This is a genomic window from Micromonospora sp. MP36 (genome assembly GCF_008119785.1).
Lineage (GTDB): Bacteria > Actinomycetota > Actinomycetes > Mycobacteriales > Micromonosporaceae > Micromonospora.
Genome location: NZ_VSFA01000025.1, coordinates 16,310 through 42,045 on the forward strand (window position 1 = coordinate 16,310; position 25,736 = coordinate 42,045).

Here is a 25,736-nt window from a genome sequence, read left to right on the forward strand (position 1 = left end):
GCTGCGCGGATCAGGGCGTCAGAGCGGGATGTTGCCGTGCTTCTTCGGCGGCAGGGTCTCCCGCTTGGTGCGCAGCACCCGCAGGGCCCGGACGATCTGGGTGCGGGTCTCGTGTGGGGGGATGACGCTGTCGACGTAGCCGCGTTCGGCGGCGATGTAGGGGTTGGCGAGGGTGTCCTCGTACTCGGCGATCTTCTCGGCTCGGACGGCCGCCGGGTCGTCGGCGTTGGCCAGTTCCTGTCGGTGGAGGATGTTCACCGCGCCTTGGGCGCCCATGACCGCGATCTGGGCGGTCGGCCAGGCGAAGTTGAGGTCGGCGCCGAGGTGTTTGGAGCCCATGACGTCGTACGCGCCGCCGTACGCCTTGCGGGTGATCACGGTGACCTTCGGGACGGTGGCTTCGGCGTAGGCGTAGATGAGTTTGGCGCCGCGGCGGATGATGCCGTCCCATTCCTGCCCGGTGCCGGGGAGGAAGCCGGGCACGTCCACGAAGGTCAGCACCGGGATGTTGAACGCGTCGCAGGTCCGCACGAACCGGGCTGCCTTCTCCGAGGCGGCGATGTCGAGGGTGCCGGCGAACTGCATCGGCTGGTTGGCGACCACGCCGACCGGGCGGCCCTCGACCCGGCCGAAGCCGACCACGATGTTCTGCGCGTAGAGGGGCTGGACCTCCAGGAACTCGCCGTCGTCGAGGACGTGCTCGATGACCCGGTGCATGTCGTACGGCTGGTTGGCCGAGTCCGGGATCAGCGTGTCCAGTTCCCGGTCGTCGTCGGTGACGTCGAGGTCGGCCGGGGCGTCGAAGAGCGGCGGCTCGTCCAGGTTGTTCGACGGCAGGTACGACAGCAGCGCCTTGACGTACTCGATCGCGTCCTGCTCGTCGCTGCCGAGGTAGTGCGCGTTGCCGCTGCGGGTGTTGTGGGTGCGGGCGCCACCCAGCTCCTCCATCCCGACGTCCTCGCCGGTGACCGTCTTGATCACGTCGGGGCCGGTGATGAACATGTGCGAGGTCTGGTCGACCATCACGGTGAAGTCGGTGACCGCCGGCGAGTAGACCGCGCCGCCCGCGCACGGGCCCATGATCAGGGAGATCTGCGGGATGACGCCGCTGGCCCGGACGTTGCGGAAGAAGATCTCGCCGTAGAGGCCGAGCGAGGCGACGCCCTCCTGGATCCGCGCGCCGCCGGAGTCGTTGATGCCGATGACCGGGCAGCCGATCTTCATGGCCAGGTCCATCACCTTGACGATCTTCTCGCCGAAGACCTCGCCGAGGGAGCCGCCGAAGACCGTGAAGTCCTGCGCGAAGACGCAGACCTGCCGGCCGTCCACGGTGCCGTAGCCGGTCACCACGCCGTCGCCGTACGGGCGGGTCTTCTCCAGACCGAAGTTGGTGGAGCGGTGCCGGGCGAACTCGTCCAACTCGACGAAGGAGCCCTCGTCGAGCAGCATCTCGATCCGCTCCCGGGCGGTCTTCTTGCCCCGCGCGTGCTGCTTCTCGACCGCGCGCGCCGACCCGGCGTGCACCGCCTCGTCGACCCGACGTTCCAGGTCCGCCAGCTTGCCGGCGGTGGTGTGGATGTTGATCCCGGTCTCGGTAGTCACCCAGGGAATATAACGATGGTTCAGGTGGGTGCCGTTGTGCAGTGCGCCTCACCGGCATCCCCGCCACCGTCCCGCGTCGGGGCCGTAGGCTGGCGGGATGCCCGGCTCGCCGTACACCGATCTGGACCGCCCGCCGCTGTCGGCGGCCCGGCTGCAGCGCGCGCTCGTCGCCCCGCACGGGCCGTGGCGCCGGCTGGACCTGCGCGCGGAGACCGGCTCCACCAATGCCGACGTGGTCGAGGCCGCGCGGGCCGGCGAGCCGGAGGGGCTGGTGGTGGTGGCCGAGCGGCAGAGTGCCGGTCGGGGCCGGCGGGGCCGGGTGTGGCAGTCGCCGCCCCGGGCCGGCATCGCGACCAGCGTGCTGCTCCGGCCCGGGGAGGCCGTCGCGGAGCGCGGCTGGTCGCCCGTGCCACCCCTGCGGTACGGCTGGCTGCCGCTGCTCGCCGGGGTCGCGCTGGTCGAGGCGGTGGCCCGGCTGGCCGAGCTGGACGCCCAGCTCAAGTGGCCCAACGACCTCCTGATCGATGGTGCCAAGTGCGCGGGTGTGCTGGCCGAGGCGGTGCCGGGCGACGCGCCGGAGCAGCCCTCCGCGATCGTGGTGGGCATCGGGCTCAACGTGACGCTGCGCGCTGGCGAGCTGCCGGAGAGCCCGACGGGGCTGCCCGCCACCTCGCTCCTGCTCGCCGGGGCCGCCGCCACCGACCGGGACCCGCTGCTGCGCGCCCTGCTCCGCTCCCTCGCCGACTGGTACGACCGCTGGCGCACAGCCGGCGGCGACGCGGTCGCCAGCGGACTGCGGGACGCCTACCTGGCCGCGTGCGCCACGGTCGGCCGCCAGGTCCGGGTGCTGCTCCCGGACGGCCGGGAGGTACGCGGCGCCGCCACCGGGGTGGACCCGGACGGCCAGCTGCTGGTCGACGGCCCCGGTGGCGAACTCCGCCTGGCCGCCGGCGACGTGCTGCACGTGCGCTGAACGGCAGGGCCCTGGTATAGGAAGGGGCCCTTCCTGACACCCGCCGCGCGGCTGATCCCCGCGGGATGCGCCGACCGGTTACCGTCAGCGCGTCCTGTTCTGCGAGGAGGTTCCCGTGGCGTTCCCCGAAGACGTGCTCACCGAGGACGAGCACGTCGTGCTCCACCTGCACCCGCACTGGAAGGCCCTGATCCGGCCGATCCTGGTGCTGGTGCTCGCCGTTGCGGCGGTGGTCGCCGGCTGGGTCCTGCTGCCCGAGGGCGGCGGCGGCATGATCGCGCTCTACGTGATCGCCGCGCTCGCCCTGGTGCTGGTGTTCTGGCTGGGCCTGTGGCCGTTCCTCGTCTGGCGTACCACCCACTACCTCTTCACGAACGAGCGGGTGCTGCTCCAGGAGGGGGTCTTCTCCCGTAACCGGCGGGACCTGCCGCTGACCCGGATCAACGACCACTCGATGCACCAGCGCTTCGTGGAGCGGCTGCTCGGCTGCGGCACCCTCACCATCGAGTCGGCCGGTGAGCGGGGTCAGTCGGTGCTCTCCGACGTGCCGCACGTCGACAAGGTGCAGACCAAGCTCTACGAGCTGGTCGAGGCCCACCACGACAAGCACTCGCTCGGCGACGGCGAGATGCGCGAGATCCTGGCCGACATGCGCGAGGGCAAACCACTCCGCGACCCCTCCGCCTGACCCCGGCCATCCCGCGGCCTTGTCGATCAAGAAGTTTGCGTCGGAACCGACGGTTCCGACGCAAACTTCTTGATCAACGCTCGCTCTGCCCCGGTCAGCGGTGGGGGCGGCGGGGGGTGGGCTGGAGTTCGGCGGCGAGTTCGGCGTCCAGGTCGGCGCCGAGGACGCGGCCCAGGCCGGCGTCCGCCGGTGCGGGCCGGCCCTGGGTCGGGGCGTAGTCCGGCCGCCGGTCGGCCGCCCGCGCGGCCCGTTGGCCCGGCCGCGGCTCGGTCTCCTCCAGCTCGCTGACCGACTCGGCCAGCTCCGCGACCGGGTCCATCTCCCCGACGTTGTCCCATTCGTCACGCGGAATGCTGTGCCAGGTCTCCTTGGCGTGCTGCGGGACCGGCTGGAAGACGAACGTCCGGTAGGACCAGAAGCGGAACATCGTGGCGAGCACGACACCGCCGGTCTTCGCGAGGTTCAGCATGAGCAGGCTGGTCACGCCGAAGCCGTACTTGGCGGCCGCCAGCACGCCGAGTTCGATGAGCAGACCGGTGGCGTTGAACAGGAAGAACAGTACGTATTCGCGGCGCAGTGCCGACTTCGGTCGATCCCGGTACGTCCAGTGCCGGTTCATCAGATACGACGTGATCGTCGCGACGATGGTCGCCACCACGGTCGCCTTGAGCTGGCCGTCGCGGAAAACCGTGAGTGCCAGCGCATTGAACACCGCGTAATTGATGACGGTGTTGATGCCGCCGACGATGCCGAATTTGAGCGCCTCGTGGATGAACTTCTGCCAGCGCTCGGGCAGCAGACGGACTCCAGGCATGCGAAACACCTTAGGGCAGTGGGCAGGGCCGGCTCGGCCCGGCGGGACGGGAATGGGCGCTGGGTCACGCCCCTGACTCTCGGTCGTCGCTCGTTGCCGGAACGGGAGGAGTTCCCGCCTCCACGAAAACGAACCGCCGGTACGACCAGAATCGGAACAGCGTCCCGAGGCCGGTGCCGACGATGAAGCTGGCGATGTTGTCGGCCAGTGGGGTCTGGAACACCCGGGGCCAGAGACCGCCCAGCCCGTAGTGACTGATGGCGAGACACGCCACCGCGATGCCGAGGCCGACCCCGTTGAAGAAGAAGAACAGCGCGTATTCCCGAGCCGGGTGGGAGCGCTGGCGGTGCCGCCAGGTCCAGAACCGGTTGCCCAGGAAGGCCAGGGTGGCCGCCACCACCGTGGAGATGGTCTTCGCCAGGACCGGCGGCTCGTGCTGGACGCTGGCCAGGTAGTTGAAGAGCGCGAAGTCGACGAGGAAGGCGAGCCCGCCCACCGTGGCGAACTTGCTCAGCTCGCGGACCAGGTGACCGAAACGGTCGATCAGGACCCCGAGCAGACCCCGACGGGTCTGCGGAGCCCCCGGCTGGTCCCCGGTCATCGTCGCGGCCACCCGCCGAGAGTACCGGTTGGGCATGGCAGGGAGGGGTAGCAACGGCGAGCGGGCGGCACACCGGTGCGGCGTGCCGCCGAGCGGTGCGAGATCCGGCTGCGGGACGCAGTGGTCACGCCCGTCCCGCCTTCCTGCCCGGTCCCGTCTATGTGAACGGAGCGTAACCGGCCGGCGGCGGAATTTGGCGGGATCGAGCAGGTCCCTCGCGGCGCGGCGGCCACCCGTTGCGGGCGCGCCGCCGGGTGTCCGTCGAAGGTTTCTCACAAGATTTGCGTGAAACTGCGCGCGAAAGCGGGTATCAGATCGCGATGCCGCAGCGTGGCCGTACCTTGTGCAGTTCTTCACAACGAGTCCCACTGACTCTCGACGCAGGCCGGTTTACGCTGAGGCCAATCCCAGGTTTCCACGAAGGCGACGCGCCCGCGCGCCAGAACTCGTGCATCCAATACATCGGTCAGCGTCGACCACAAGGAGATGTGACATGGTTGCTCCGGCTACTGTTCGGGGTATCGATCAGGCCCCGACGTCCCACCCCAAACTGCTCGCCTGGGTACGTGAGGTCGCGGAACTGACCACTCCGGATCGGGTGGTCTGGGTGGACGGGTCCGATGAGGAGTGGCGCCGCCTCACCGACGAACTCGTCGAGAACGGCACCCTGATCCGGCTGAACCCCGAGAAGAAGCCCAACTCGTTCTACGCCCGGACGGACCCGACGGACGTCGCGCGGGTCGAGGAGCGCACCTTCATCTGCTCGGTCGACGAGGCGGACGCCGGCCCCACCAACAACTGGATGGCGCCGGCCGAGATGAAGCGCACCATGACGGACCTCTACCGCGGTTCGATGCGCGGCCGGACGATGTACGTCATTCCGTTCGTGATGGGCCCGGTCGAGGCGAAGAACCCGATGTTCGGCGTCGAGATCACCGACAGCGGCTACGTGGTCGCCTCGATGCGGATCATGACGCGGATGGGCGCGAAGATCCTGGAGGCGATGGGCGACGACGCCGACTTCGTGCGTGCCCTGCACTCCATCGGCGCCCCGCTCGCCCCCGGCCAGCAGGACGTGGCGTGGCCGTGCAACGACACCAAGTACATTTCGCACTTCCCGGAGACCCGGGAGATCTGGTCCTTCGGCTCCGGCTACGGCGGCAACTCGCTGCTGGGCAAGAAGTGCTACTCGCTGCGGATCGCCAGCGTGATGGGCCGGGACGAGGGCTGGCTCGCCGAGCACATGTTGATCCTCAAGATCACCTCGCCGGAGGGCCGCGTCTACCACGTCGCCGGCGCCTTCCCGTCGGCCTGCGGCAAGACCAACCTGGCCATGCTGGAGCCCACCATCCCGGGCTGGAAGGTCGAGACCATCGGCGACGACATCGCCTGGATGCGGTTCGGCCCGGACGGCCGCCTCTACGCGATCAACCCCGAGTTCGGCCTCTTCGGGGTCGCCCCGGGCACCGACTGGAAGACCAACGCCAACGCGATGCGGACTCTGGACCGCGGCAACTCCGTCTTCACCAACGTCGCGCTGACCGACGACGGCGACATCTGGTGGGAGGGCATGGGTGAGCCGCCGGCGCACCTGGTCGACTGGAAGGGCCGGGACTGGACGCCGGAGAGCGGCGAGCTCTCCTCGCACGCCAACAGCCGGTTCTGCACCCCGATCACCCAGTGCCCGATCCTCGCCGAGGACTACTACGACCCGAACGGGGTGCCGATCGACGCCATCCTGTTCGGCGGCCGTCGCCGGGACACGGTCCCGCTGGTCACCGAGGCGCGTGACTGGGTGCACGGGGTCTACATGGGCGCCACGCTCTCCTCGGAGACCACCGCGGCGGCCTCCGGCGCGGTCGGCGTGGTCCGCCGCGACCCGATGGCGATGCTGCCGTTCATCGGCTACCACGCCGGCGACTACTTCCGGCACTGGATCGAGATGGGCAAGGGCGTCGACGGCGACGAGGCGAAGCTGCCCAAGATCTACTACGTCAACTGGTTCCGCAAGGACCCGGACGGCAGCTTCCTCTGGCCGGGCTTCGGCGAGAACTCCCGGGTGCTCAAGTGGATCATCGAGCGGATCGAGGGTCGTGCCGAGGCCGTCGAGACGCCGATCGGCATGGTCCCGGCTCAGGACGCGCTCGACGTCGAGGGCCTGGACATGACCCCGGAGGACGTCCGGATCGCCCTCAAGGTCGACCCGGAGGAGTGGCGCAACGAGCTGCCGCTGGTCACCGAGTGGTTCGAGAAGTTCGGGGACAAGCTCCCCGGCGTCCTCTGGGCCGAGCTGGACGCGCTGCGCGCCCGACTCGACGCGGAGCAGCCGCAGCGATAGGTGCGCCGGTTGCCCGTATAGGGCAACACCGGATGCCACAAGGACGGCCGCCGAGACCATCAAGGTCCGGCGGCCGTCCCCCGTCCAAGCGCCGACCGCCCTCCGCGCTGCGGTGATCATGAGGTTGACGGCGGTGGAAGACATCGACATCGCCTCCAACTTCATGAGCACCGGGTGCGATCGTCCAGGGGCGGGGCAGGATGAGCGGGTGGGCGCGGAGTGGGACGTGATCGTGGTGGGGGCGGGGCCGGCGGGGTCGGCCGCCGCGCTCGCCGCGCGGCGGGCCGGGGCGCGGGTGCTGCTGCTGGACCGGTACGACTTTCCCCGTGACAAGGCGTGTGGCGACGGCATCGCGGCGCACGCGCTGGACGTCCTCGCCGAGCTGGGGGTAACCGGGGCGGTCGACGGGTACGCCCCGCTGCCCGCGCTGCGGCTCGTCGGCCCCGGCGGTGGCACGGTGGCCCGGGCGCTGCCCCGGCCCGCGTACACGGTGCCCCGGGCGGTGTTCGACGCCCGGCTGGTGGCCGCGGCGGTCACCGCCGGTGCGGAGCTGCGCCGGCACACCGTACGCCGGGTCGACCTGCGCGACGACCGGGTGGTGCTCGACGGCGAGCTGACCGGCCGGGCCGTGGTGGGGGCGGACGGTGCGGGCTCCGTGCTCCGTCGGGCCCTCGGCCATCCGGTGAACCCGGACCGTCACCTCGCGCTGGCCATCCGTGGCTACGCCCCGGCGCTGCCCGGCCCGCCCGAGCAGCTCATCATCACCTCGGCCCCGCGCTGGCCGGCGTACGCGTGGTCCTTTCCGATCGGGGACGGCCGGGCGAACGTCGGGTACGGGGAGGTACTGCGCGGCGAGCCACTGACCCGCGCGCACCTGCTGGACCGGCTGGCCGCCCTGCTGCCCGGCACCGATCCGGCCAGGGTCACCGAGTTGCGGGCCCACCACCTGCCGCTCTCCACGCACCGGCCGGTGCCCGGGCGGGGCCGGGTGGTGCTGGCTGGCGACGCGCTGTCGCTGATCAATCCGTTCACCGGCGAGGGCATCTTCTACGCGCTGCGCTCCGGCGCGCTGGCCGGCGTGGCGGCGGCCGGCAGCCCGGCGCAGGCGGCCCGCCGGTACGCCGACACCCTCCGCCGCCGGCTCGGCACGCATTTGCGGCACAGCTCGGCGGCCGCCTGGCTGGCCCGACGGCGTCAGGTGGTGGACGCGGCGGTCCGCGCGGCCCGGCGGGACGGTCGGGTCTACCGGACCGTGGTGGAGCTGGGACTGGGTGACGGACGTCTCGACGCCCGTACCCTGGCCATGATCGGCATCGGTCTCACCCAGCGAGATCAGCCACCGCGACACTGATCTTCAACCTGGGTCGCTACCCTGCAAGGTGATGACTCTGCGGAAACTCCTCTACTCCGTGTACGAGCGCCGGCTGACGGCGAAGCTCGCGGGCAAGCCGGTGCCCCGGCACGTCGGCGTGATGTGCGACGGCAACCGCAGATGGGCCCGGGAGATGGGCTTCGTCGATCCGAACGACGGCCACCGGATGGGCGCGGAGCGGATCAAGGAGCTGCTGCGCTGGTGCGACGCGGCCGGCGTCGGGCACGTGACGCTCTGGCTGCTCTCCACCGACAACCTCTCCCGGCCGGCCGCCGAGCTGGACCCGCTGCTCCAGATCATCGAGGACCTCACCACCGAGCTGGCCGAGGAGGGCAACCCCTGGCGGCTGCGCATGGTCGGCGCCCTCGACGTGCTGCCCGCGCACCACGCCGCCGCGCTCAAGGCGGCCGCGGAGCGCACCCGGGAGCGCAGCGGCGGGGCGCAGGTCAACATCGCCGTCGGGTACGGCGGGCGGCGCGAGATCGCCGACGCGGTCCGCTCGCTGCTGCTGGAGCACGCGGCCAACGGCGGGACCATCGAGGAGCTGGCCGGCTCGATCGACGTCGACCTGATCTCCGAGCACCTCTACACCAAGGGCCTCCCGGACCCGGATCTGATCATCCGGACCAGCGGCGAGCAGCGGCTCTCCGGTTTCATGCTCTGGCAGTCGGCCCACTCGGAGTTCTACTTCTGCGAGCTCAACTGGCCCGACTTCCGCCGGGTCGACTTCCTCCGCGCCCTGCGCTCGTACGCCACCCGCCAGCGGCGCTACGGGGTCTGACCAGTCCCCGGCGCAAAGCGGTCAGCGCAGCCGGGACAGGGCCCCGGTGAGGAAGTCGGCGAGGGCGGCGGGCGACTCGAGGGTGAGGTCGGCGGCGTCGGCGACCTCGTGCCCGGTCTCCGGGTTGGCGACGGCGACGCAGACGCCGATGAAGTCCGGGTCGGCGGCGGCCCGGGCGCGCAGGGCGGCGAACGCCTTGATGTCCGAGACGTCGTCACCGAAGTACCAGGCGCCCCCGGCGTCCTGGACCACCTCGCCGATGACCATGCCCTTGTCCCGGTCGACCGGCGGCTTCAGCTCCAGCACCATGCGTCCGGCCTGGCAGCGCAGGCCCAGTCGCTCGGCCCGCGCCCGGCCCCACTCCTGGACCAGGTCGCCGAGCTGGGGGGCGGTGCGCCAGTGCAGAGCGACGGAGAGCCGCTTGAACTCCACCAGGGCGCCGGGCGGCAGCTCGGCGCGGGCCTGCTCGGCCAGCTCCGCCATGGTGGGCACCCAGGGCAGGGCCGCCGGCTCGGTCACGGTCTCTCCGCCGGAGTGGCTGTGCTCCAGGCCGTAGAGCCCGTACAGGTCGATGCCGGCGAGGCCGCCGAGCTGGTCGCGGAGGAACTCCACCGGGCGCGCGGAGACGATGGCGATCCGGCGTACGTGCGGGGCGAGCGCCTCCAGCGCGGCGAGCACCTTCGGCGCGGGCCGGACCGCGGTGGGGTCGTCGTCGACCGGTGCCAGGGTGCCGTCGAAGTCGAAGAAGAACACCACGTCGGCGGCCCGGGTGGCGGTGGCCCGCCAGGCGTGCTCGGCGTCCAGCGGCGTCTTCGGCGATTGGTTGCCCAGATTCAACGGCGGCACGCGCGACAGCGTACCCCGGCCACGGCGGCGTATTCGTGGCCGAGATGTGACGCTCGGGCGACGCGGATTCAGCGTTCGGCGGCTCCCCGTCCCCGGGGCCCGAACGGCACCACGGTCGCCTCCGGGCCGTGGCTCAGCAGGTAGCCCTCCACGAACCCGCTGTTGCGGTCGCCGGTGTGCGCCTCGATCTCGTTGAGCCGCGCCACCAGGAACTCGGTGAGTGCGCTGACCCGGTCGTTGAGCCGGTCGTGCAGCTCGGCGAGGACGGCGAGGACCACCGCGGTGCCGGCCGTGGTGAGCGCGAAAAGATTGACGACCAGGGGAAGCTGCCCGCCGTTCAGTACGCCGACCACCACGTTGCCGGTCACGCACGATGTCACCGACACCACCGCGACCACGACTGCCAACCATTTCAGGGTCATGGACAGACCCCTCCTTCTGTCCCGCAGGGCTGGGTTCGGCCTTGTCCCGTCCCCCCGCCGACGACGAGCCCAAGCAGTACGAATAGGGACGCTAGCGTGCCCGTTACGCCCCCGGAGCGAAACGATCGGGTCTGACCTGCCGTTCTTTCGCCATCTGAGGAACTAGCCGGCCTGTTTACCGCTGTTTCGAACATTGACCGGGAGGGTCGGCCGATAAGCGAGGTAACGAATGGTTTCCCGAATGTGGAATTTCTCCGTGTCCGAGACGTTGGGGTCGACCAGTCGGCGCAGCAGCGCCTCGACGTCGGGGTCCATCGGCGGCGGCGTCGCGGGGGTACGCGGGCTGGTGGCGCGGTCCCAGCCGAGGGCGGTGAAGGCGGCGGCGGGGTTGAGGCCCAGCCCCTCGCAGAAGGCGACCACCCGTTCCGCCTCGGGGTCGCTGGCCCAGTCCCCGCGTACCCACCGGTTGATGGTCTGCCGGGAGACGCCGGTGCGCCGGGACACCTCGGTGCCGCTCCAGGCCCGCATGGCCCGCGCCTCGTCGAGGGCGCGGCGGACGAAGGTGGCGAAGGCGATCTTCCGTGCGTTGGCGGTCTCGGTCACTCCGTGACGGTACGACCCGTCGGTCTCGGCGGCGCGTCCCGGCGCGCTGCTGTCACGCTGACGTGACGGCGTACTCGGATTTCCGGTAAACGATCCAGTGCTGATCCTGAGGGGTGTCACCCGGGCAGAATAGGAGGACACCAGGACGGCGGTAAACAGACGAAAAGCTGATACTGTCACGCTCATGAGACAACTTACGGTGTGTCACGTGCATGAGACGATCAGTGCTCACATGCGTCACTCCGCGGGTGACGAGGGGGTCTCGTGACCGAGCTTGCGACCCGTGCCCAGGCCTTCGGTCTGATCGCGGACGGCGTGGCCGCCGGGCTGAGCGCCCCCTGGCGCCTCTACCTCGCCCGCGGCTGCCGGTACCTCTCCCTCAGTGTCGGTGACCGGGCCGAGTGGAACGCCTGGCGAACCCACCTCGGCTGTCCGGAGCTGAGCGTCCGGGTCTACGACGCCGGCGGCGAGATCCGGCGCTCCTCGGTGGCCGAGGTGATCCTGGACGGCTGCCGGATCAGCGTCGAGCTGGTCGAGGAGGTCAGCACCGCCGACCTGGAGCGGCTGCTGGTCGTCGACCCCGAGGTCGAGCCGGAGGAGCGATGACCCGGCGGCCGGCGGGAGTGACCGGATGAGCCCGTTCCTCGCCGTCGTGCTCGTCCTCGTGCTCGGCTCGACCTGCTACGCGGCGGGTCGGCTGCACGGCCAGCTCAGCTACCGGATCGGCTACCGGTTCGGCTACCGCCAGGGCTACTTCGACGGCGACCGGGGGGCGTGGCACCGGCGGCGCCGCGACGCGCAGGCAGCGATCACCTCGGCGCTGGCCGGTCCGGCGCCGGTGTCGGTGACCACCACGGCCACCCGCGCCGCGGTCCCGTTCGCCGGGACGGCCGTCCCCGCCGCCGTCACCGCGCGGACGACTGCCAACCCGGCCCTGCGGGCCACCGCGCCCGCTCAGCTCGGCGGGCTCGCCACCCGGCAGGGCACCACGTACACCGGGTCCTCGTTCAGTGCCGCCGTCGCCGGCCGCCGGCAGACCGGGACCCTGGTCCGGCGGCAGGGCTGAGGCCCACCAGAGCACGGTGTGTCGTCCGCGGCGGGCGCGCACCGTCGGGGCCACGTCAGACCGGTGACGGTGGCTCCGCCGGCCGGGATGCGCGCAGGGGGCATGCATCCCGGCCGGTTCCGCCGCGCGCCGTTCATCTCCCGGTCAGGTGAGATCCACACCGACCACTAGCCGACGGGCCCTGGTGCCACTAGCGTCTAGGCATGGCACGGGGTTTTCCCGAGCCAGCCGGAGAGCCCGGATCTGCGACCTCGCGCACGGGGCCCGCATCCGACCCCGTGTCCACCGGGCACCGGACGAGGCGGAACACGGGTGGCCGGGTGCCCATCCGCGGAGCAGGCCTGTGACGACTCGCCGTACCCCCGCCGGTGCCGACCAGACCCCGGCCGCGACTGCCGCGACCCGCCGGACCACCCGCAGCCGCCGGGCGGCGGCCGCGCCGGCCGGCACCGAGGAGCCTCGACCAGCCGGCCAGGCCTTCGTCCTGGACACCTCGGTCCTCCTCTCCGATCCCGCGGCGTTCCACCGCTTCGCCGAGCACGAGGTGGTGCTGCCGCTGGTGGTCATCTCCGAACTGGAGGGCAAGCGACACCATCCCGAGCTGGGCTGGTTCGCCCGCCGGTCGCTGCGCATGCTGGACGAGCTGCGGGTGAAGCACGGCCGGCTGGACCGGCCGGTGCCCGCCAACGAGGAGGGCGGCACCCTCCGAGTGGAGCTGAACCACACCGACGACGGGGTGCTGCCGCCGGGCTTCCGGAACGAGTCGAACGACGCGCGGATCCTCTCCGTGGCGCTCAACCTCGCCGCCGAGGGGCGGGAGATCACCCTGGTCAGCAAGGACATGCCGCTACGGGTGAAGGCGGCGTCGGTCGGCCTGCGGGCCGACGAGTACCGGCACGGCCAGGCCAGCGACCCGACCTGGACCGGCATGGCCGAGCTGGAGTTGGCCGAGGAGGAGATCGCCCGGCTGTACGCGGGGGAGACGCTGGACGTCGACGCGGCCGGTGACCTGCCCTGCCACACCGGGCTGGTGCTGCACTCGACGCGCGGCTCGGCGCTCGGCCGGGTGCTGCCCGACAAGACCGTACGGCTGGTCCGCGGCGACCGGGAGGCGTTCGGCGTGCACGGCCGCTCGGCGGAGCAGCGGATCGCGCTCGACCTGCTGCTGGACGAGTCGATCGGCATCGTCTCGCTGGGCGGCCGGGCCGGCACCGGCAAGTCCGCGCTGGCGCTCTGCGCCGGCCTGGAGGCGGTGATGGAGCGCCGCCGGCACAAGAAGGTGATCGTCTTCCGCCCGCTTTACGCGGTCGGCGGCCAGGAACTCGGCTACCTGCCCGGCTCGGAGTCGGAGAAGATGTCGCCCTGGGCGCAGGCGGTCTTCGACACGCTCGGCGCGGTGGTGCACGAGAACGTGCTCGAGGAGGTCACCTCGCGGGGGCTGCTGGAGGTGCTGCCGCTGACCCACATCCGCGGTCGCAGCCTGCACGACGCCTTCGTCATCGTCGACGAGGCGCAGTCGCTGGAGCGGGGCGTGCTGCTCACCGTGCTGTCCCGGATCGGCCAGGGGTCGCGGGTGGTGCTCACCCACGACGTGGCCCAGCGGGACAACCTCCGGGTGGGACGGCACGACGGCGTGACCGCAGTGATCGAGGCGTTGAAGGGCCATCCCCTCTTCGCGCACGTCACCCTCAGCCGTTCGGAGCGTTCTCCGATCGCCGCGATGGTCACGGATCTGTTGGAGGACATCCCCCTCTGAGGCCGACCCGCCGGGCACCTTTGTCCTTGTTTGAGGGCCTTCATTTTGTGGTGCAGATCACAATTGGCCCTCTTCGTTTCCCATCAGCCTCACTGTGCGCAATGGTGTCCATCGAGCGCCCACGCACCAGGAAGATCGTCGAGCATCGTTCGCCACGGACGGCGAGAGCCACGAACGCCGGTGCGTCGGCTGCGACCGCGGGGTCGGGGCGCTCGCGACGCCGGCGCGGCCCACCGACGGCCACGCGTCGCGTCGAGTCCTTGCCCCCGACGAAGGGACACTTCGTGAGTCGGCTGTGGAGCCGGTTCGGTGCCCGTACGGCCGCTGTCGCGCTGCTCTCCGTGGGCGTTGCCGGCGGCTTCTATCTGGGCGAAGACCGACAGACCCAGCAACAGGGCCTGACCGCGCAGGCCGGCCTGGAGGTCGACCAGGCAGAATACGCGTACCAGCGCGAGCGGCAGGCGGACCACCGCGTGGAGTCGGCCCGGCAGCGGGCCGCCGAGTACCAGGCGAAGCTGCGGGCGGCGGCGGCGGCCAAGGAGGCCGCCGAGCGGGCCCGGGAGGCCGAGGCGGCCGCCGCGTCGCGGAAGAAGGCACGCGCGGAGGCGGCCGCGGCGAAGCCGTACGACGGGCCGATCCCGGCCTCCTGCGAGGAATACAGCGGCAACCGGGCCATCGGCTGCGCGCTCATGCTGAAGGAAGGCTTCGGCATCGACCAGTTCCCGTGTCTGGACAAGCTCTGGACCAAGGAGAGCGGCTGGAACCACAAGGCCTACAACGAGGGGTCCGGCGCGTACGGGATCCCGCAGGCCCTGCCCGGCAGCAAGATGGGCTCGGTCGCGGCCGACTGGAAGACCAACCCGGCCACCCAGATCAAGTGGGGCCTCGGCTACATCGAGGGCCGGTACGACAACCCCTGCGGCGCGTGGCAGCACTCGCAGAGCACGGGCTGGTACTGATCGGACGGTGACGACGGCGGGGTGGGCGGGGATCCGCGCACCCCGCCGTCGTCATGTCACGGCATGCCGGGCCCGGGTGGCGGCCGGCCGGGATTGCTGATAGCTGTTGGTACGTGACCTGGCGCGATGGCTCGACGAGCGGCGATCCCCGACGGTTCGGCACCGAGGCGTTCTACGCCTCACTGGGCCGGGCCTTCGTCGCCATGTGCGCGGTGGTGCCGGTGCTGTTCCTCATCGAGGCGCTCGACGTCGGCCTGCACGGCAACCTCGACGTCACCGCCGGGATCATCCCGCACCGGATCCAGGGGCTCGACGGCGTGTTCTTCTCGCCGTTCCTGCACGCCGACTTCAACCACCTCTACAGCAACAGCATCCCGCTGATCCTGCTCGGCACCTTCGTGCTGGCCGCCGGCACCCGCCGGTTCCTCTGGTCCACGCTGTTGATCATCCTGATCAGCGGCCTGGGGGTGTGGTTCACCGGCTCGCCGAACTCGGTGGTGGTCGGCGCCAGCGGGGTGATCTTCGGCTACCTCGGCGTCCTGCTGACCCGCGGCGTCGTCGAGCGGAGCTGGTGGAACTTCGCCGTGGTGCTGCTGGTCGGCCTGCTCTACGGCTGGCAGTTGCTCGGCATCCTCCCCACCGACGAGCACATCTCCTGGCAGGGGCACCTGTTCGGGCTGCTCGGCGGGGTCGTGGCGGCGATCCTGTTCCGCCGCCGCCGGGGTGAGGCGCTGGCGGCGGAGCGCGGCGAGTCGCCCACGCTGACCCTGCCCTGACCGGGCGCGGGCCGTCGGCGTGACCTGCTTGCCCGCGGGCACCGGGCCGCCTACCGTCGGGATCAGCACGCGTTGATCCGTGAGCGGAAAGTGACGGTGCGCCATGCGCGAGGTCGATATCGCCGTGATCGGCGCCGGTCCGGCCGGGCTCTTCGCCGCGTACTACGCCGGGTTCCGCGGACTCTCCGTGGCGGTGGTCGACGCGCTGCCCGAGCCGGGCGGGCAGGTGACCGCCATGTACCCGGAGAAGCTCATCCTCGACGTCGCCGGGTTCCCCACCATCAAGGGGCGGGAGCTGGTGGCGAACCTGGTCACCCAGGCCGCGCCGTTCCACCCCGAATACCTGCTCGGCACCCGGGCGGAGAAGCTGTCGTACCTCGACGGGCGGCCGGTGCTCGGCCTGGCCGGCGGCGAGCAGCTGCACTGCGGCGCGGTGCTGGTGACCGGTGGCCTGGGCAGCTTCACACCCCGGCCGCTGCCGGTGGCCGACAGCTTCCTGGGCACCGGGATCGTCTACTTCGTACCGCAGCCGGCCGAGCTGGCCGACCGGGACGTGGTCATCGTCGGCGGCGGCGACTCGGCCTTCGACTGGGCCGTGACGCTCCAGCCGATCGCCCGCTCGGTGACGCTGGTGCACCGGCGGGAGAAGTTCCGCGCCCACGCGTCGACCGTCGCCCGGGTGCGGTCGCTGCCCGTCCGCGTCGTGGTCAACGCCGAGGTGACCCGGTTGTATGGCGAGGAGCAGCTCACCGGCGTGGACTTCACCGTGCGCGGCGGCGCGGCGGAGACCCTGCCGGTGGACACCCTGGTCGCGGCCCTCGGCTTCACCGCCGACCTGGGCCCGCTCGCCGAGTGGGGGCTGCAGCTGGACCGCCGGCACATCCTGGTGAACAGCGCGATGGCCACCAACCTGCCCCGGGTCTTCGCGGCCGGCGACATCACCGAATATCCGGGCAAGGTCCGGCTGATCGCCACCGGCTTCGGCGAGGCGGCCACGGCGGTGAACAACGCCGCGGTGGCCATCGACCCCACCGCCCACCTCTTCCCCGGCCACTCGTCCGACGGCAGTTGAGTCCCGATCCCCGCCGGAGCGTGGCCTGATCGAGACCGGCCGACGCCACGGTGGACGGATGGAACGCCCGACCGTGCCGGACGCCGCCCGCGTCGCGCTGGCCTGGCTGGGCCATCCGGTGACGGTGCTCGCGCTGGTCGTCCTGGTGCTCAACGACCACGTGCTCAAGGCCGCCCAGCCCGGCTGGCTCACCGGCAAGCTCAGCGACGTCGCCGGTCTGGTGCTCGCACCGCCGCTGGTCGCGGCGCTCGTCGCGCTGGCCGTGCCCCGCATTCCGGCCAGGGCCGCCGCCGGGCTCGGGCTGGGGCTGGTCGGCATCGGCTTCACCGTGGTCAAGACCAGCGGGTACGCCGCGGCAGCCGCGTCATCGGCCTGGAGCGTGGTCAGCGGGCCGTCGCTGGTCCGGGCCGACCGCACCGACCTGCTGGCCCTGCCGGCCCTGGCCCTGGCCGGCTGGACCTGGCGCCGCGCCCGGCGCGATCCGGTGGGGCGTCGGCCGGCCCGACTGGTCCGGCTGCTGGTGCTGCTGCCGGCGGCGACGCTCGCCGTGGCGGCCACCAGCGCGGTCTGGTACTTCGACGCGGCCCGGGCGACGGTGGTCGACGGCCGGCTGGCCGCCGGGATCGGGGAGAGCCGGGGTGCGGACATCAGCTCGTTCGGCGCGACGTGGCGGGTGAGTGACGACGGCGGCGAGACGTGGCGTGATCCGACCGCCGCCGAGGAACAGCGCCTCGATCCGCGGTTCCCGCCGTCGTCCGGGTCGCCGGCCGCGCCCCCGTCGGCCACGCCATCCGCCACGCCGACGCGGGAGGACTGCTCGGCCGCTACGCCGCAGCGTTGCTACCGCCTGGCGGCGGGGCGGATCCGGGTGGAGGAGAGCGACGACGCCGGCCGGACCTGGCGGCTGGCCTGGGAGGTCACCGAGGAGCAGCGGGCGATCCTGAGCCGGCGGTACCAGGACGCCGGACCGCGCGGGGAGCGGATCGCCGGCCAGGAACTGACCGTGCTGGACGTCGGTGCCGGGCGGCACGTGGTGCTGGTCGCGAACGGACGGGACGGCTTCGCCGTACGCGGACCCGACGGCGACTGGCGGCGGATCGGGTTCACCGGTGGCCCCTACGGCGGCGGCCCACCGCCGCTCGGCGCGAGTTCGCCCGCGGACCGCCACGCCGACCCGCTCCGGGCCGGGCTGCTGGCGTTCGCCCTGGCCGAACTGGTGCTCGTCGTGGCCGCTGCGCGGGCCGGTCGCCTGGTCGGGCGCGGTGGCTGGTTGCCGGCCCTGCTCGGGGCGCTCACGGTAGGTACCGTGCTGCCGCTGTCCGCGGTCTGGCTGAGCGACGACCTGTTCGCCTTCGTGGCGGCCCTCGGCTGTGTCGTCCTGCTGCTCGGCACGCCGTTGCTCGCCCTGATCCCCCACTGGGTGTGGCGTGCCCCGGGCCGGTGGACCCTCGAGGTGCTGCTGGCGGCCGCGCTCACGCTGGTGCTGGCCGGACTGCCGCTGACCGGATGGCTCTACGGCCGTCCGGCGTACGTCTCGACCGCCGTGGCGCTCGCCGGGCTGGCGGCGGTGCCGGGGCTGCTGCTCGGCTGGCGGGCGGCCCGGCTGGTCGGGTCGTTCGAACCGCTCGCCGACCCGCCGTACCCACCGGCGGTGCCCCACCCGGCGCGCCCGGTACGGCCCCCGGCGCCGAGGTAGCCGTGCGGCCGCCGACGCCACCTCAGGTCCGCCACCGCCGCCTCGAACGCCCGTCGGGTCAGGGCAGGCCGATGAGGTCGGCCATCAGGGCGGTCTGGTGGTCGAAGTGCTCGTCGCGGTGCGGGATGACCCCGTTCAGCCGTCCGAACAGCTCGAAGCTGATCAGCCCGAAGAGCTGCGTCCAGCCGGCCAGGCCGCGGGCCAGCAGCGGCTCCGGCAGGCCGGGGGAGAAGCCGGCGGCCAGCTCGGCGAGGTCGGCGCGGACCGGCTCGGGCAGCTCCTCGTCGGGCGGGCTGAGCCGGCCGTCGGCCAGGCCGTCGCGGAGGATGCCGACCAGGGCCAACGGGGGTCGGCTCGCCGGGGCGACGGTGTCATCGGGGGCCGCGTAGCCGGGGACCGGGCTGCCGTAGAGCAGCGCGTACTCGGCGGGGTGGGCCAGCGCCCAGGATCGGGCGGCCCGGCAGGTGGCGTGCCAGCGCCCGCGCAGGTCGGCCCGGTCGACCGCCGCGTCGGCCGCCTCCACCGCGTCGCCGAGCGCGTCGTACGCCTCGAGGATCAGCGCGGTGAGCAGGTCGTCCCGGCTGGGGAAGTAGCGGTAGATGGCCGAGGAGACCATGCCCATGTCGCGGGCGACCGCGCGCAGCGAGAGGTTCGCGCCGTCGGTGGCGAGGTGGCGACGGGCCACCGCCTTGATCTCGTCGATCATGCCGGCGCGTACCCGGGCGCGGAGCGAGTGAGCGACCATGCACCCACTCTGCCATGGATGAGAGCGCCAATCAAAACAGAGAGCAGTGCTCTTGACAGTGGGCGGCGCGGGAGTCATGCTGGGTGCGACCTCGCGAGAGCAGTGCTCTCGAAACGGATCCCTGCTTCGAAGGGTGGCCCTCCATGGCCCTGCACGTGATCGTCGGCGCCGGACCCGTCGGCTCCGCCACCGCCCGTCTCCTCGCCGAGCGGGGCGACCGGGTGCGGGTGGTGACCCGCCGCGGCACCGGACCCGAGCACCCCGCGATCGAGCGGGTCGCCGCCGACGCCGCCGACGCCGCCCGGCTGACCGTGCTCACCGAGGGCGCGGTCGCGCTCCACAACTGCGCCAACCCGGCCTATCACCGGTGGCCGGTGGACTGGCCGCCGCTGGCCGCCGCGCTGCTCACCGCCGCCGAGCGGACCGGCGCAGTGCTCGCCACCGTCGGCAACCTCTACGGGTACGGCCCGGTCGACGCCCCGATGACCGAGGCGACCCCGCCCGCCGCGACCGGCACCAAGGGGCAGGTGCGGAACCGGATGTGGGCCGACGCGCTGGCCGCGCACCGGGCCGGCCGGGTGCGGGTCACCGAGGTACGCGGCTCCGACTATCTCGGGGTCGGCGGCACCTCGCTGGCGATGATGGTGCTGCCCCGGGTGCTCGACGGACGGCGGGCCTTCCTGCCGGTCGACTGGGACGCCCCGCACACCTGGACCTACATCCCGGATGTCGCCCGTACCCTGGTCGCCGCCGCGACCGACGAGCGGGCCTGGGGACGGCCCTGGCACGTGCCCAGCGGGCCGGCCGTACCGATGCGGGACCTGGCCGCCCGCGCGGCGGCCCTGGTCGGCGCGCCGGCGCCGAAGCTGACCCGGATGCCCTACCCGGTGCTCTGGCTCGGCGGCCTCGCCAACCCGATGGCCCGTGAGCTGCGGGAGACCGCCTACCAGTTCGACCGGCCGTTCGTGATGGACTCCTCCGCCGCCACCGCCACCCTGGGGATCGAGCCGACCCCCTTGGACGTGGCGGTGAAGGAGACGGTCGCGGGGCTGCGCGGCCGGTCGGGGCGTTGAGCGGGGGCCCTGCTCAACGGCGAGCGCTAGAAGGAGCCCCTGCTTGCAGGCGCGGCGGCGGGCCCAGCGCGGCGATGAGGACCGCGACCAGGGTCAACGCCGCGCCGAGCAGGGTGGCCGGCCCGGGGTGCGAGGCCGCCGTCGGCAGAGCCACGTCCAGCAGGACCGCGCCGACGATCTGCCCGGCGATGGTGGCCAGGCCGAGCAGCAGCACGCCGGTGAAGCGGACGATGGCGGCGGCGAGCGCGATGAACACGATGCCGATCGGGCCACCTACATAGAGCCAGGGCTCGCTCGGCAGGGCACCGGCCGGGCGGCCGCGGACCGCCACCTCCACCGCGAAGGTGGCGAGCAGCGCGGCGGTGCCGACCGTGAAGTTGACCAGGGTGGCGGCCAGGGCGCTGCCGGAGGCCCCCCGGACCCGGCCGTTCACCGCCTGCTGCCAGGCGATCCCGACCCCGGCCGCCAGCGGCAGCAGGGCCAGCGCCAGGGCGCGCTGGTCGCCGAGCCGGCCGCTCACCGCCAGCAGCACGGCCAGCACGGTGAGCGCGGCGCCGACCAGCCGGTTCGGGGTGACCGGCTGGCGGCCGGTCGGGCCGATGCCGGCCCGGTCCACCAGCAGGCTGCTGCCGGACTGGCCGGCCACCACGGCCACGGTGAACACGGCCACCCCGAGCGTGCCGATGGTCAGCCCCTGGGTGGCCACCAGGAAGGCGCCGCACACCCCGCCGAGGCACTGCCACGGTCGCAGGGAGCCGTCCCGCAGCGCCGCCCGGAGGGCGGCCAGCCCCCGCCGGCCGCCCGGGGTGGCGGGGATCAGCACCAGCAGCACCAGCAGGCCCAGGCCGAACGAGACCACCGCGGCGGCGATTCCGTCCGCCAGGCGTACGCCGAGCTCGCCGTTGATCCGGGACTGGACGGCCACCGCGACCCCCGAGGCGGTGGCCAGCCCGACACCGGCGATCCGCCGCGTGGTCGGCAGCGTGGGGGGCGCCGCCGTCCCGGTCGTGGTCACTCCTGCTCGGCCAGGGGTCGTCCGTCGAAGTCGACCGCCGAGTAGAGGGCGAGCTTCTCCAGCCGGTGGTACGAGTCGATCACGCGGATCGTGCCGCTCTTGGAGCGCATCACGATCGACTGGGTGTACGCCCCGCCGGCCCGGTAGCGCACGCCGCGCAGCAGGTCGCCGGAGGTCACGCCGGTCGCCACGAAGAAGCAGTTGTCCCCGGTGACCAGGTCGTCGGTGAACAGCACCCGGTCGAGGTCGTGCCCGGCGGCGATCGCCTTCTCCCGCTCCTCGGCGTCCTTCGGCCAGAGCTTGGCCTGCATCATGCCGCCCATGCACTTGAGGGCACAGGCCGCGGTGATGCCCTCCGGGGTGCCGCCGATGCCCATCAGCACGTCGACGTCCGACTCGCCACGGGCGGCGGCGATGGCGCCCGCGATGTCGCCATCGGAGATGAGCCGGATGCCCGCCCCGGTACGCCGGATCTGCTTCACCAGGTCGTCGTGGCGGGACCGGTCCAGCACGCAGACCGTCACCTCGGCGGCGTCGGTGCCCTTGACCTTGGCGATCCGGCGGATGTTCTCGGCCACCCCGGCGTTGATGTCGACCACGTCGGCGTACATCGGGCCGACGGCGAGCTTCTCCATGTAGAAGACGGCGCTCGGGTCGAACATCGCGCCGCGTTCGGCGACCGCGAGCACCGCGAGCGCGTTCGGCATGCCCTTGCTCATCAGGGTGGTGCCGTCGATCGGGTCGACCGCCACGTCCACCTCGGGTCCCGTCCCGTCGCCGACCTCCTCACCGTTGAAGAGCATCGGGGCGTTGTCCTTCTCGCCCTCGCCGATCACCACGACCCCCCGCATCGGGATCGAGTTGATCAGCTTGCGCATGGCGTCGACGGCTGCCCCGTCACCGCCTTCCTTGTCGCCCCGGCCGACCCAGCGGCCGGCCGCCATCGCCGCGGCCTCGGTGACCCGGACCAGGTCGAGGGCGAGGTTGCGGTCGAGGTTCTGCGGGGTCCGCGTCCTGGTGGTTGTCATCACGGATTCCTCCTCGCGACGTTGCGGGGTGGACCGGCGGATTGCGGCCGTGCCGCCGCCGGCTTTGTCGCTGATCCTCACACGATGACAGCTCCCGCGCCGGGCCGGGGCGGAGGAGGCCAGGATCACGTCACCCGGACGGCTGCGAGAATGGACGGGTGGAAGCCGCACAGCCTGCCGATCGTGTACCGACCGACGTCACCCCGCCGGACGGTCAGCCGCCCGTCCGGTCGACCGCCGGGCCGAACCAGACGTCCGGCGAACCGGCCCTCGTGGCGTCGGGCGGGGTCTCGCCACTGGCCGCCACGGGAGAACACCCCGCGCCGCCCGCCGGTAAGGACCGGGCGCGGTCCGAGCGGTCGCCCCGGGACATGGCGCTCTCGCTGCTGGTGCTGCTGGTCCCGATCGCGCTGCTGCTCGCCTTCTACCGCGGCGTCCTGGGTGGGGACGAGCCGGCCGCCGTCGACCCGGCGCCCGCCGTGCAGCAGGCCCGGGAGGCGGGTGCCTTCCCGGTCAGCTCGCCGGAGGGGTTGAGCTCGGGCTGGCGTACGGTCAGCGCCCGCTACCAGGCCGAGGCGGGCGGCGCGACGCTGCGCATCGGCTACGTGACCCCGGAGGGGCGCGGCGCGCAACTCGTGGAGAGCAACGTACCCGCCGAGAAGCTGCTGCCGGTCGAGCTGAAGGGTGGCCAGCCGCAGGGCCCCGCTGACCTGGCCGGCGTGAGCTGGCAGCGCTACACCGCCCGGAGCAACGAGCAGGCGCTCGTGCTGCTGGAACCGAACCGCACGGTGATCGTCGTCGGCGATGCCAGGGACAACGAGCTGCGCCAGCTCGCCACCGCCCTGCGCTGATCCAGGTGTGGGCGCGACGGCGTCCGTCGCCCACCCGGCACGGGTCTAGGCGGGACGACCTCCGTCGCCCACACCCGGCACGGGTCGTCTGTGCCGAACGGACAGGGATTGCCGAACCTCGCTTCCGGGAACAGAGGAGGACACGGGCCCGCCCGGTGGCGGCGACGTCGGCCGGACCGGGCTCGTGCGCCGGAGCTTGCATCACGGCTCCGGCGCCCCGCCTCCGGCACCTCCGTGGGCCGGACGACCCACCTGGAGAGTTCACGTGAAGATTCGACGCTTCAGCGCGGCGGCCTTCGCCGCGGCACTGCTCAGCCCCGCCCTGGCCGCCTGCAACGACAACGGGACCGGCGCGGCGGGGACCTCCGCCTCCCCGACCGTCTCCGGCAGCGTCGCGCCCAGCGGTACGCCCGGCGACGCCAAGCAGGCCCTGCTCAACTCCACGAACGCGATCCGCGACGGCAACTTCCGGTTCAGCATGTCCGGCGCCGGCTCCACGGCCGAGGGGCAGGTGCACGAGCCGAGCCAGAGCGCGGAGATGCGGATGACGATCGGCGACCAGTCGTCGGACCTGATGATGAAGCTGGACCTGATCCACTACAAGCCGGACAGCTGGGTGAAGCTGGAGCTGGGCGGCAAGGCCGCCGGCAGCGTCCCCGGCGTGCAGAAGCTCAACCTCGGCAAGTACCAGCACCTCGACCAGACCCGGATCAAGGGCAACCGGGCCCTGGGCTTCGACTTCGACAAGCTCGACCCGGCCGGCAGCGCCGTGCTGACCCAGGGCATCACCGAGGTCCGGCAGACCGGCGAGGGCACCTACGCGGGCACCGTCGACGTGTCCAAGGCGGCCGAGGCGGGCTCGCTCGACCCGGCCGTGATCACCGCGCTCGGGGCACAGGCGAAGTCGGTGCCGTTCACCGCGAAGGTCGACCCGCAGGGCCGGCTCAGCGAGCTGGTGCTGCAGGTCCCGGCCGCCGGCCAGAGCGCCGCCCAGGACATCCGGATCACCTACACGGACTACGGCAACGCCAGCGCCGCTCAGAAGCCCCCGGCCGACCAGGTCGTCGAGGCGCCGCCGGAGTTCTACAACCTGTTCGACTGAGGCTGGTGACGGGACGGCTCCGGCCGTCCCGTCACTGCTCCGCCGCGCGCTGTCGGGCGGCGTCGATGCGGGCCCGGGCGCCGTCCAGCCAGCGCTGGCAGGTCTCGGCGAGCTGCTCGCCGCGCTCCCAGAGCGCCAGCGACTCCTCCAGCGACGTGCCGCCGGCCTCCAGCCGCTCGACCACGCCGGCCAACTCGGCGCGAGCCTGCTCGTAGCTGAGCCGCTCGTCCTTCTTCTCGTCAGTCATCGGGTTCCATTTCATCAGCCGTCCACGGTCGCGGCGAGTTCGCCCTCGGCGAGGCGTACCCGCAGCGGGTCGCCCTTGGTCACCTCGGACGCGGCGCGTACCACGTGGCCGTCGGCCCGCTGGACGATCGCGTATCCCCGGTCGAGGGTCGCCGCGGGGGAGAGCGCGCGCAGCCGGGCCAGGGTGTGGCGCAGGTCGTCGGCGGCGGCGCCGAGCCGATGGTCCAGGCAGCGGCCGGTCCGGTCGCGCAGCGCGGCGACCTCGGCGGCCCGCTGGTCGACCATCACCTGCGGGCGGGCCAGCACCGGCCGGGAGCGCAGCAGGTCGAGGCGGTGCTGCTCCCGGTCGACCAGGTTGCGGACCGCCCGCTCCAGCCGGGACCGGGCCTGGCCGATGAGGCGTACCTCCTCGGTGAGGTCGGGGACGATCCGCTTCGCCGCGTCCGTCGGCGTCGAGGCGCGGACGTCGGCGACGTAGTCCAGCAGCGGCGCATCCGTCTCGTGGCCGATCGCGCTGACCACCGGTGTGCGGCAGGCGAAGACCGCCCGGCAGAGCGCCTCGTCGGAGAAGGGCAGCAAGTCCTCGATGCTGCCGCCACCCCGGGCGATGATGATCACGTCGATGGTCGGGTCGGCGTCGAGCACCTTCAGCGCGTCGACGATCTGCGGCACCGCGCTCGGCCCCTGCACCGCGACGTTGACCGTGCGGAACTCCACCGCCGGCCAGCGCCGGCGCGCGTTGGTCAGCACGTCCCGCTCGGCGGCCGAGGCGCGGCCGGTGATCAGGCCGATCCGCCCGGGCAGGAACGGTGGGCGACGCTTGCGGGCCCGATCGAAGAGCCCCTCCGCGGCCAGCAGCTTCTTGAGCTTCTCCAGCCGGGCCAGCAGCTCGCCGAGCCCGACCTGGCGGATCTCGTCGGCGCGCAGGCTGAGCGTGCCCCGGGCGGCGTAGAACTCGGGTTTGGCGTGCAGCACCACCCGGGCGCCCTCGCGCAGCTCGGGCGCGCCCGCGTCGAGCACGTCGCGGTTGGTGGTGACGGTGAGGCTCAGATCTGCCGACGGATCACGCAGGGTGAGGAAGACGGTGGTGGCGCCGGGCCGGCGGCTGATCTGCGCCACCTGACCGTCCACCCAGACCCAGCCCAGCCGGGCGATCCAGGCGCCGATCTTCTGGCTGACCACCCGGACCGGCCACGGCTCCTCGGACGTGCTCCGCTCCACCTCGCCCGTGCTCACCCGCCCACCCTACGGCCCGGGGCCGACACCACCCGCGTCGATCATGAGGTTGGCGGCGGTGTCGATCTCCCGTAC

General features: G+C 72.5%; 26 protein-coding genes. 15 read left to right on the forward strand and 11 right to left on the reverse strand.

Features of this window, described 5'->3' with window-relative positions:
- Positions 1-18 precede the first annotated feature (18 nt).
- Positions 19-1,602: an acyl-CoA carboxylase subunit beta gene (locus tag FXF52_RS18595; protein ID WP_148798239.1), complete on the reverse strand. Its 1,584-nt coding sequence runs from the start codon at positions 1,600-1,602 to the stop codon at positions 19-21.
- 97 nt (positions 1,603-1,699) lie between these two features.
- On the opposite strand from FXF52_RS18595, the gene FXF52_RS18600 reads away from it, so the two are divergent.
- Together FXF52_RS18600 and FXF52_RS18605 are read left to right on the forward strand one after the other, a co-directional pair.
- Positions 1,700-2,575 (forward strand): biotin--[acetyl-CoA-carboxylase] ligase, encoded by an 876-nt coding sequence (locus FXF52_RS18600; protein ID WP_148798241.1) that lies wholly within the window; start codon positions 1,700-1,702, stop codon positions 2,573-2,575.
- Positions 2,576-2,690: 115 nt separating this feature from the next.
- Positions 2,691-3,263 carry a PH domain-containing protein gene (locus FXF52_RS18605; RefSeq protein WP_148798243.1) on the forward strand — a complete coding sequence of 191 codons (573 nt, stop codon included), beginning with the start codon at positions 2,691-2,693 and terminating at the stop codon, positions 3,261-3,263.
- A 94-nt stretch (positions 3,264-3,357) separates the two neighbouring features.
- On the opposite strand, the gene FXF52_RS18610 is transcribed toward FXF52_RS18605, so the two are convergent.
- Both FXF52_RS18610 and FXF52_RS18615 read right to left on the reverse strand, forming a co-directional pair.
- Complete coding sequence (locus FXF52_RS18610; protein WP_148798245.1) at positions 3,358-4,077, reverse strand: GtrA family protein; 720 nt, start codon at positions 4,075-4,077, stop codon at positions 3,358-3,360.
- A 64-nt stretch (positions 4,078-4,141) separates the two neighbouring features.
- Complete coding sequence (locus FXF52_RS18615; protein WP_148798358.1) at positions 4,142-4,678, reverse strand: GtrA family protein; 537 nt, start codon at positions 4,676-4,678, stop codon at positions 4,142-4,144.
- Between the two features lie 493 nt (positions 4,679-5,171).
- Here FXF52_RS18615 and FXF52_RS18620 point away from each other — a divergent pair, with 493 nt between their 5' ends.
- The 3 genes from FXF52_RS18620 to FXF52_RS18630 all read left to right on the forward strand — a co-directional run bounded on the left by FXF52_RS18620 (position 5,172) and on the right by FXF52_RS18630 (position 9,169).
- The gene (locus FXF52_RS18620; RefSeq protein ID WP_148798247.1) at positions 5,172-7,016 is read left to right on the forward strand and encodes a phosphoenolpyruvate carboxykinase (GTP); all 1,845 of its coding nucleotides are present in this window, start codon (positions 5,172-5,174) and stop codon (positions 7,014-7,016) included.
- Between the two features lie 163 nt (positions 7,017-7,179).
- Positions 7,180-8,367 carry a geranylgeranyl reductase family protein gene (locus FXF52_RS18625; RefSeq protein WP_148798360.1) on the forward strand — a complete coding sequence of 396 codons (1,188 nt, stop codon included), beginning with the start codon at positions 7,180-7,182 and terminating at the stop codon, positions 8,365-8,367.
- A 31-nt stretch (positions 8,368-8,398) separates the two neighbouring features.
- Positions 8,399-9,169 (forward strand): isoprenyl transferase, encoded by a 771-nt coding sequence (locus FXF52_RS18630; protein WP_148798249.1) that lies wholly within the window; start codon positions 8,399-8,401, stop codon positions 9,167-9,169.
- A gap of 21 nt (positions 9,170-9,190) precedes the next feature.
- On the opposite strand, the gene otsB is transcribed toward FXF52_RS18630, so the two are convergent.
- The 3 genes from otsB to FXF52_RS18645 form a co-directional block, all read right to left on the reverse strand.
- Entirely contained in the window at positions 9,191-10,015 is an 825-nt protein-coding gene (otsB, locus tag FXF52_RS18635) for a trehalose-phosphatase (protein WP_148798251.1), read from the reverse strand.
- Positions 10,016-10,083: 68 nt separating this feature from the next.
- The gene (locus tag FXF52_RS18640; protein WP_148798253.1) at positions 10,084-10,437 is read right to left on the reverse strand and encodes a hypothetical protein; all 354 of its coding nucleotides are present in this window, start codon (positions 10,435-10,437) and stop codon (positions 10,084-10,086) included.
- A gap of 162 nt (positions 10,438-10,599) precedes the next feature.
- Entirely contained in the window at positions 10,600-11,040 is a 441-nt protein-coding gene (locus tag FXF52_RS18645) for an XRE family transcriptional regulator (RefSeq protein ID WP_148798255.1), read from the reverse strand.
- A 264-nt stretch (positions 11,041-11,304) separates the two neighbouring features.
- On the opposite strand from FXF52_RS18645, the gene FXF52_RS18650 reads away from it, so the two are divergent.
- The 7 genes from FXF52_RS18650 (at position 11,305) to FXF52_RS18680 (ending at position 18,365) form a co-directional block, all read left to right on the forward strand.
- On the forward strand, positions 11,305-11,646 hold the full coding sequence (locus FXF52_RS18650; protein ID WP_148798257.1) for a hypothetical protein: 342 nt from the start codon (positions 11,305-11,307) through the stop codon (positions 11,644-11,646).
- A gap of 25 nt (positions 11,647-11,671) precedes the next feature.
- Positions 11,672-12,106: a hypothetical protein gene (locus tag FXF52_RS18655; RefSeq protein ID WP_148798259.1), complete on the forward strand. Its 435-nt coding sequence runs from the start codon at positions 11,672-11,674 to the stop codon at positions 12,104-12,106.
- Positions 12,107-12,449: 343 nt separating this feature from the next.
- Positions 12,450-13,862: a PhoH family protein gene (locus FXF52_RS18660; RefSeq protein WP_148798261.1), complete on the forward strand. Its 1,413-nt coding sequence runs from the start codon at positions 12,450-12,452 to the stop codon at positions 13,860-13,862.
- Positions 13,863-14,146: 284 nt separating this feature from the next.
- Positions 14,147-14,821: a lytic transglycosylase domain-containing protein gene (locus tag FXF52_RS18665; protein WP_148798263.1), complete on the forward strand. Its 675-nt coding sequence runs from the start codon at positions 14,147-14,149 to the stop codon at positions 14,819-14,821.
- A gap of 113 nt (positions 14,822-14,934) precedes the next feature.
- The gene (locus FXF52_RS18670; RefSeq protein WP_148798265.1) at positions 14,935-15,597 is read left to right on the forward strand and encodes a rhomboid family intramembrane serine protease; all 663 of its coding nucleotides are present in this window, start codon (positions 14,935-14,937) and stop codon (positions 15,595-15,597) included.
- 103 nt (positions 15,598-15,700) lie between these two features.
- Positions 15,701-16,669 (forward strand): NAD(P)/FAD-dependent oxidoreductase, encoded by a 969-nt coding sequence (locus tag FXF52_RS18675; protein WP_148798267.1) that lies wholly within the window; start codon positions 15,701-15,703, stop codon positions 16,667-16,669.
- 58 nt (positions 16,670-16,727) lie between these two features.
- Positions 16,728-18,365: a hypothetical protein gene (locus FXF52_RS18680; RefSeq protein ID WP_148798270.1), complete on the forward strand. Its 1,638-nt coding sequence runs from the start codon at positions 16,728-16,730 to the stop codon at positions 18,363-18,365.
- A gap of 58 nt (positions 18,366-18,423) precedes the next feature.
- Here the strand turns inward: FXF52_RS18680 and FXF52_RS18685 are convergent, their stop codons facing one another.
- On the reverse strand, positions 18,424-19,110 hold the full coding sequence (locus FXF52_RS18685; protein ID WP_148798272.1) for a TetR/AcrR family transcriptional regulator: 687 nt from the start codon (positions 19,108-19,110) through the stop codon (positions 18,424-18,426).
- Positions 19,111-19,253: 143 nt separating this feature from the next.
- Between FXF52_RS18685 and FXF52_RS18690 the strand changes: the two genes are divergently transcribed.
- Positions 19,254-20,183 (forward strand): NAD-dependent epimerase/dehydratase family protein, encoded by a 930-nt coding sequence (locus FXF52_RS18690; RefSeq protein WP_148798274.1) that lies wholly within the window; start codon positions 19,254-19,256, stop codon positions 20,181-20,183.
- A gap of 13 nt (positions 20,184-20,196) precedes the next feature.
- Here the strand turns inward: FXF52_RS18690 and FXF52_RS18695 are convergent, their stop codons facing one another.
- The gene (locus tag FXF52_RS18695) at positions 20,197-21,198 is read right to left on the reverse strand and encodes a DMT family transporter (protein WP_148798276.1); all 1,002 of its coding nucleotides are present in this window, start codon (positions 21,196-21,198) and stop codon (positions 20,197-20,199) included.
- On the reverse strand, positions 21,195-22,226 hold the full coding sequence (gene glpX, locus FXF52_RS18700; protein ID WP_148798278.1) for a class II fructose-bisphosphatase: 1,032 nt from the start codon (positions 22,224-22,226) through the stop codon (positions 21,195-21,197). The genes FXF52_RS18695 and glpX overlap by 4 nt, the downstream gene beginning before the upstream one ends.
- Positions 22,227-22,384: 158 nt before the next feature.
- On the opposite strand from glpX, the gene FXF52_RS18705 reads away from it, so the two are divergent.
- Positions 22,385-23,077, forward strand: a complete 693-nt coding sequence (locus FXF52_RS18705; RefSeq protein WP_148798280.1) for a DUF4245 domain-containing protein — start codon at positions 22,385-22,387, stop codon at positions 23,075-23,077.
- Between the two features lie 265 nt (positions 23,078-23,342).
- Positions 23,343-24,179: a hypothetical protein gene (locus FXF52_RS18710; RefSeq protein WP_148798282.1), complete on the forward strand. Its 837-nt coding sequence runs from the start codon at positions 23,343-23,345 to the stop codon at positions 24,177-24,179.
- A gap of 31 nt (positions 24,180-24,210) precedes the next feature.
- On the opposite strand, the gene FXF52_RS18715 is transcribed toward FXF52_RS18710, so the two are convergent.
- Together FXF52_RS18715 and xseA are read right to left on the reverse strand one after the other, a co-directional pair.
- Positions 24,211-24,426, reverse strand: a complete 216-nt coding sequence (locus FXF52_RS18715) for an exodeoxyribonuclease VII small subunit (protein ID WP_148798283.1) — start codon at positions 24,424-24,426, stop codon at positions 24,211-24,213.
- Between the two features lie 14 nt (positions 24,427-24,440).
- On the reverse strand, positions 24,441-25,661 hold the full coding sequence (xseA, locus tag FXF52_RS18720; RefSeq protein ID WP_187413579.1) for an exodeoxyribonuclease VII large subunit: 1,221 nt from the start codon (positions 25,659-25,661) through the stop codon (positions 24,441-24,443).
- Positions 25,662-25,736: the final 75 nt, after the last annotated feature.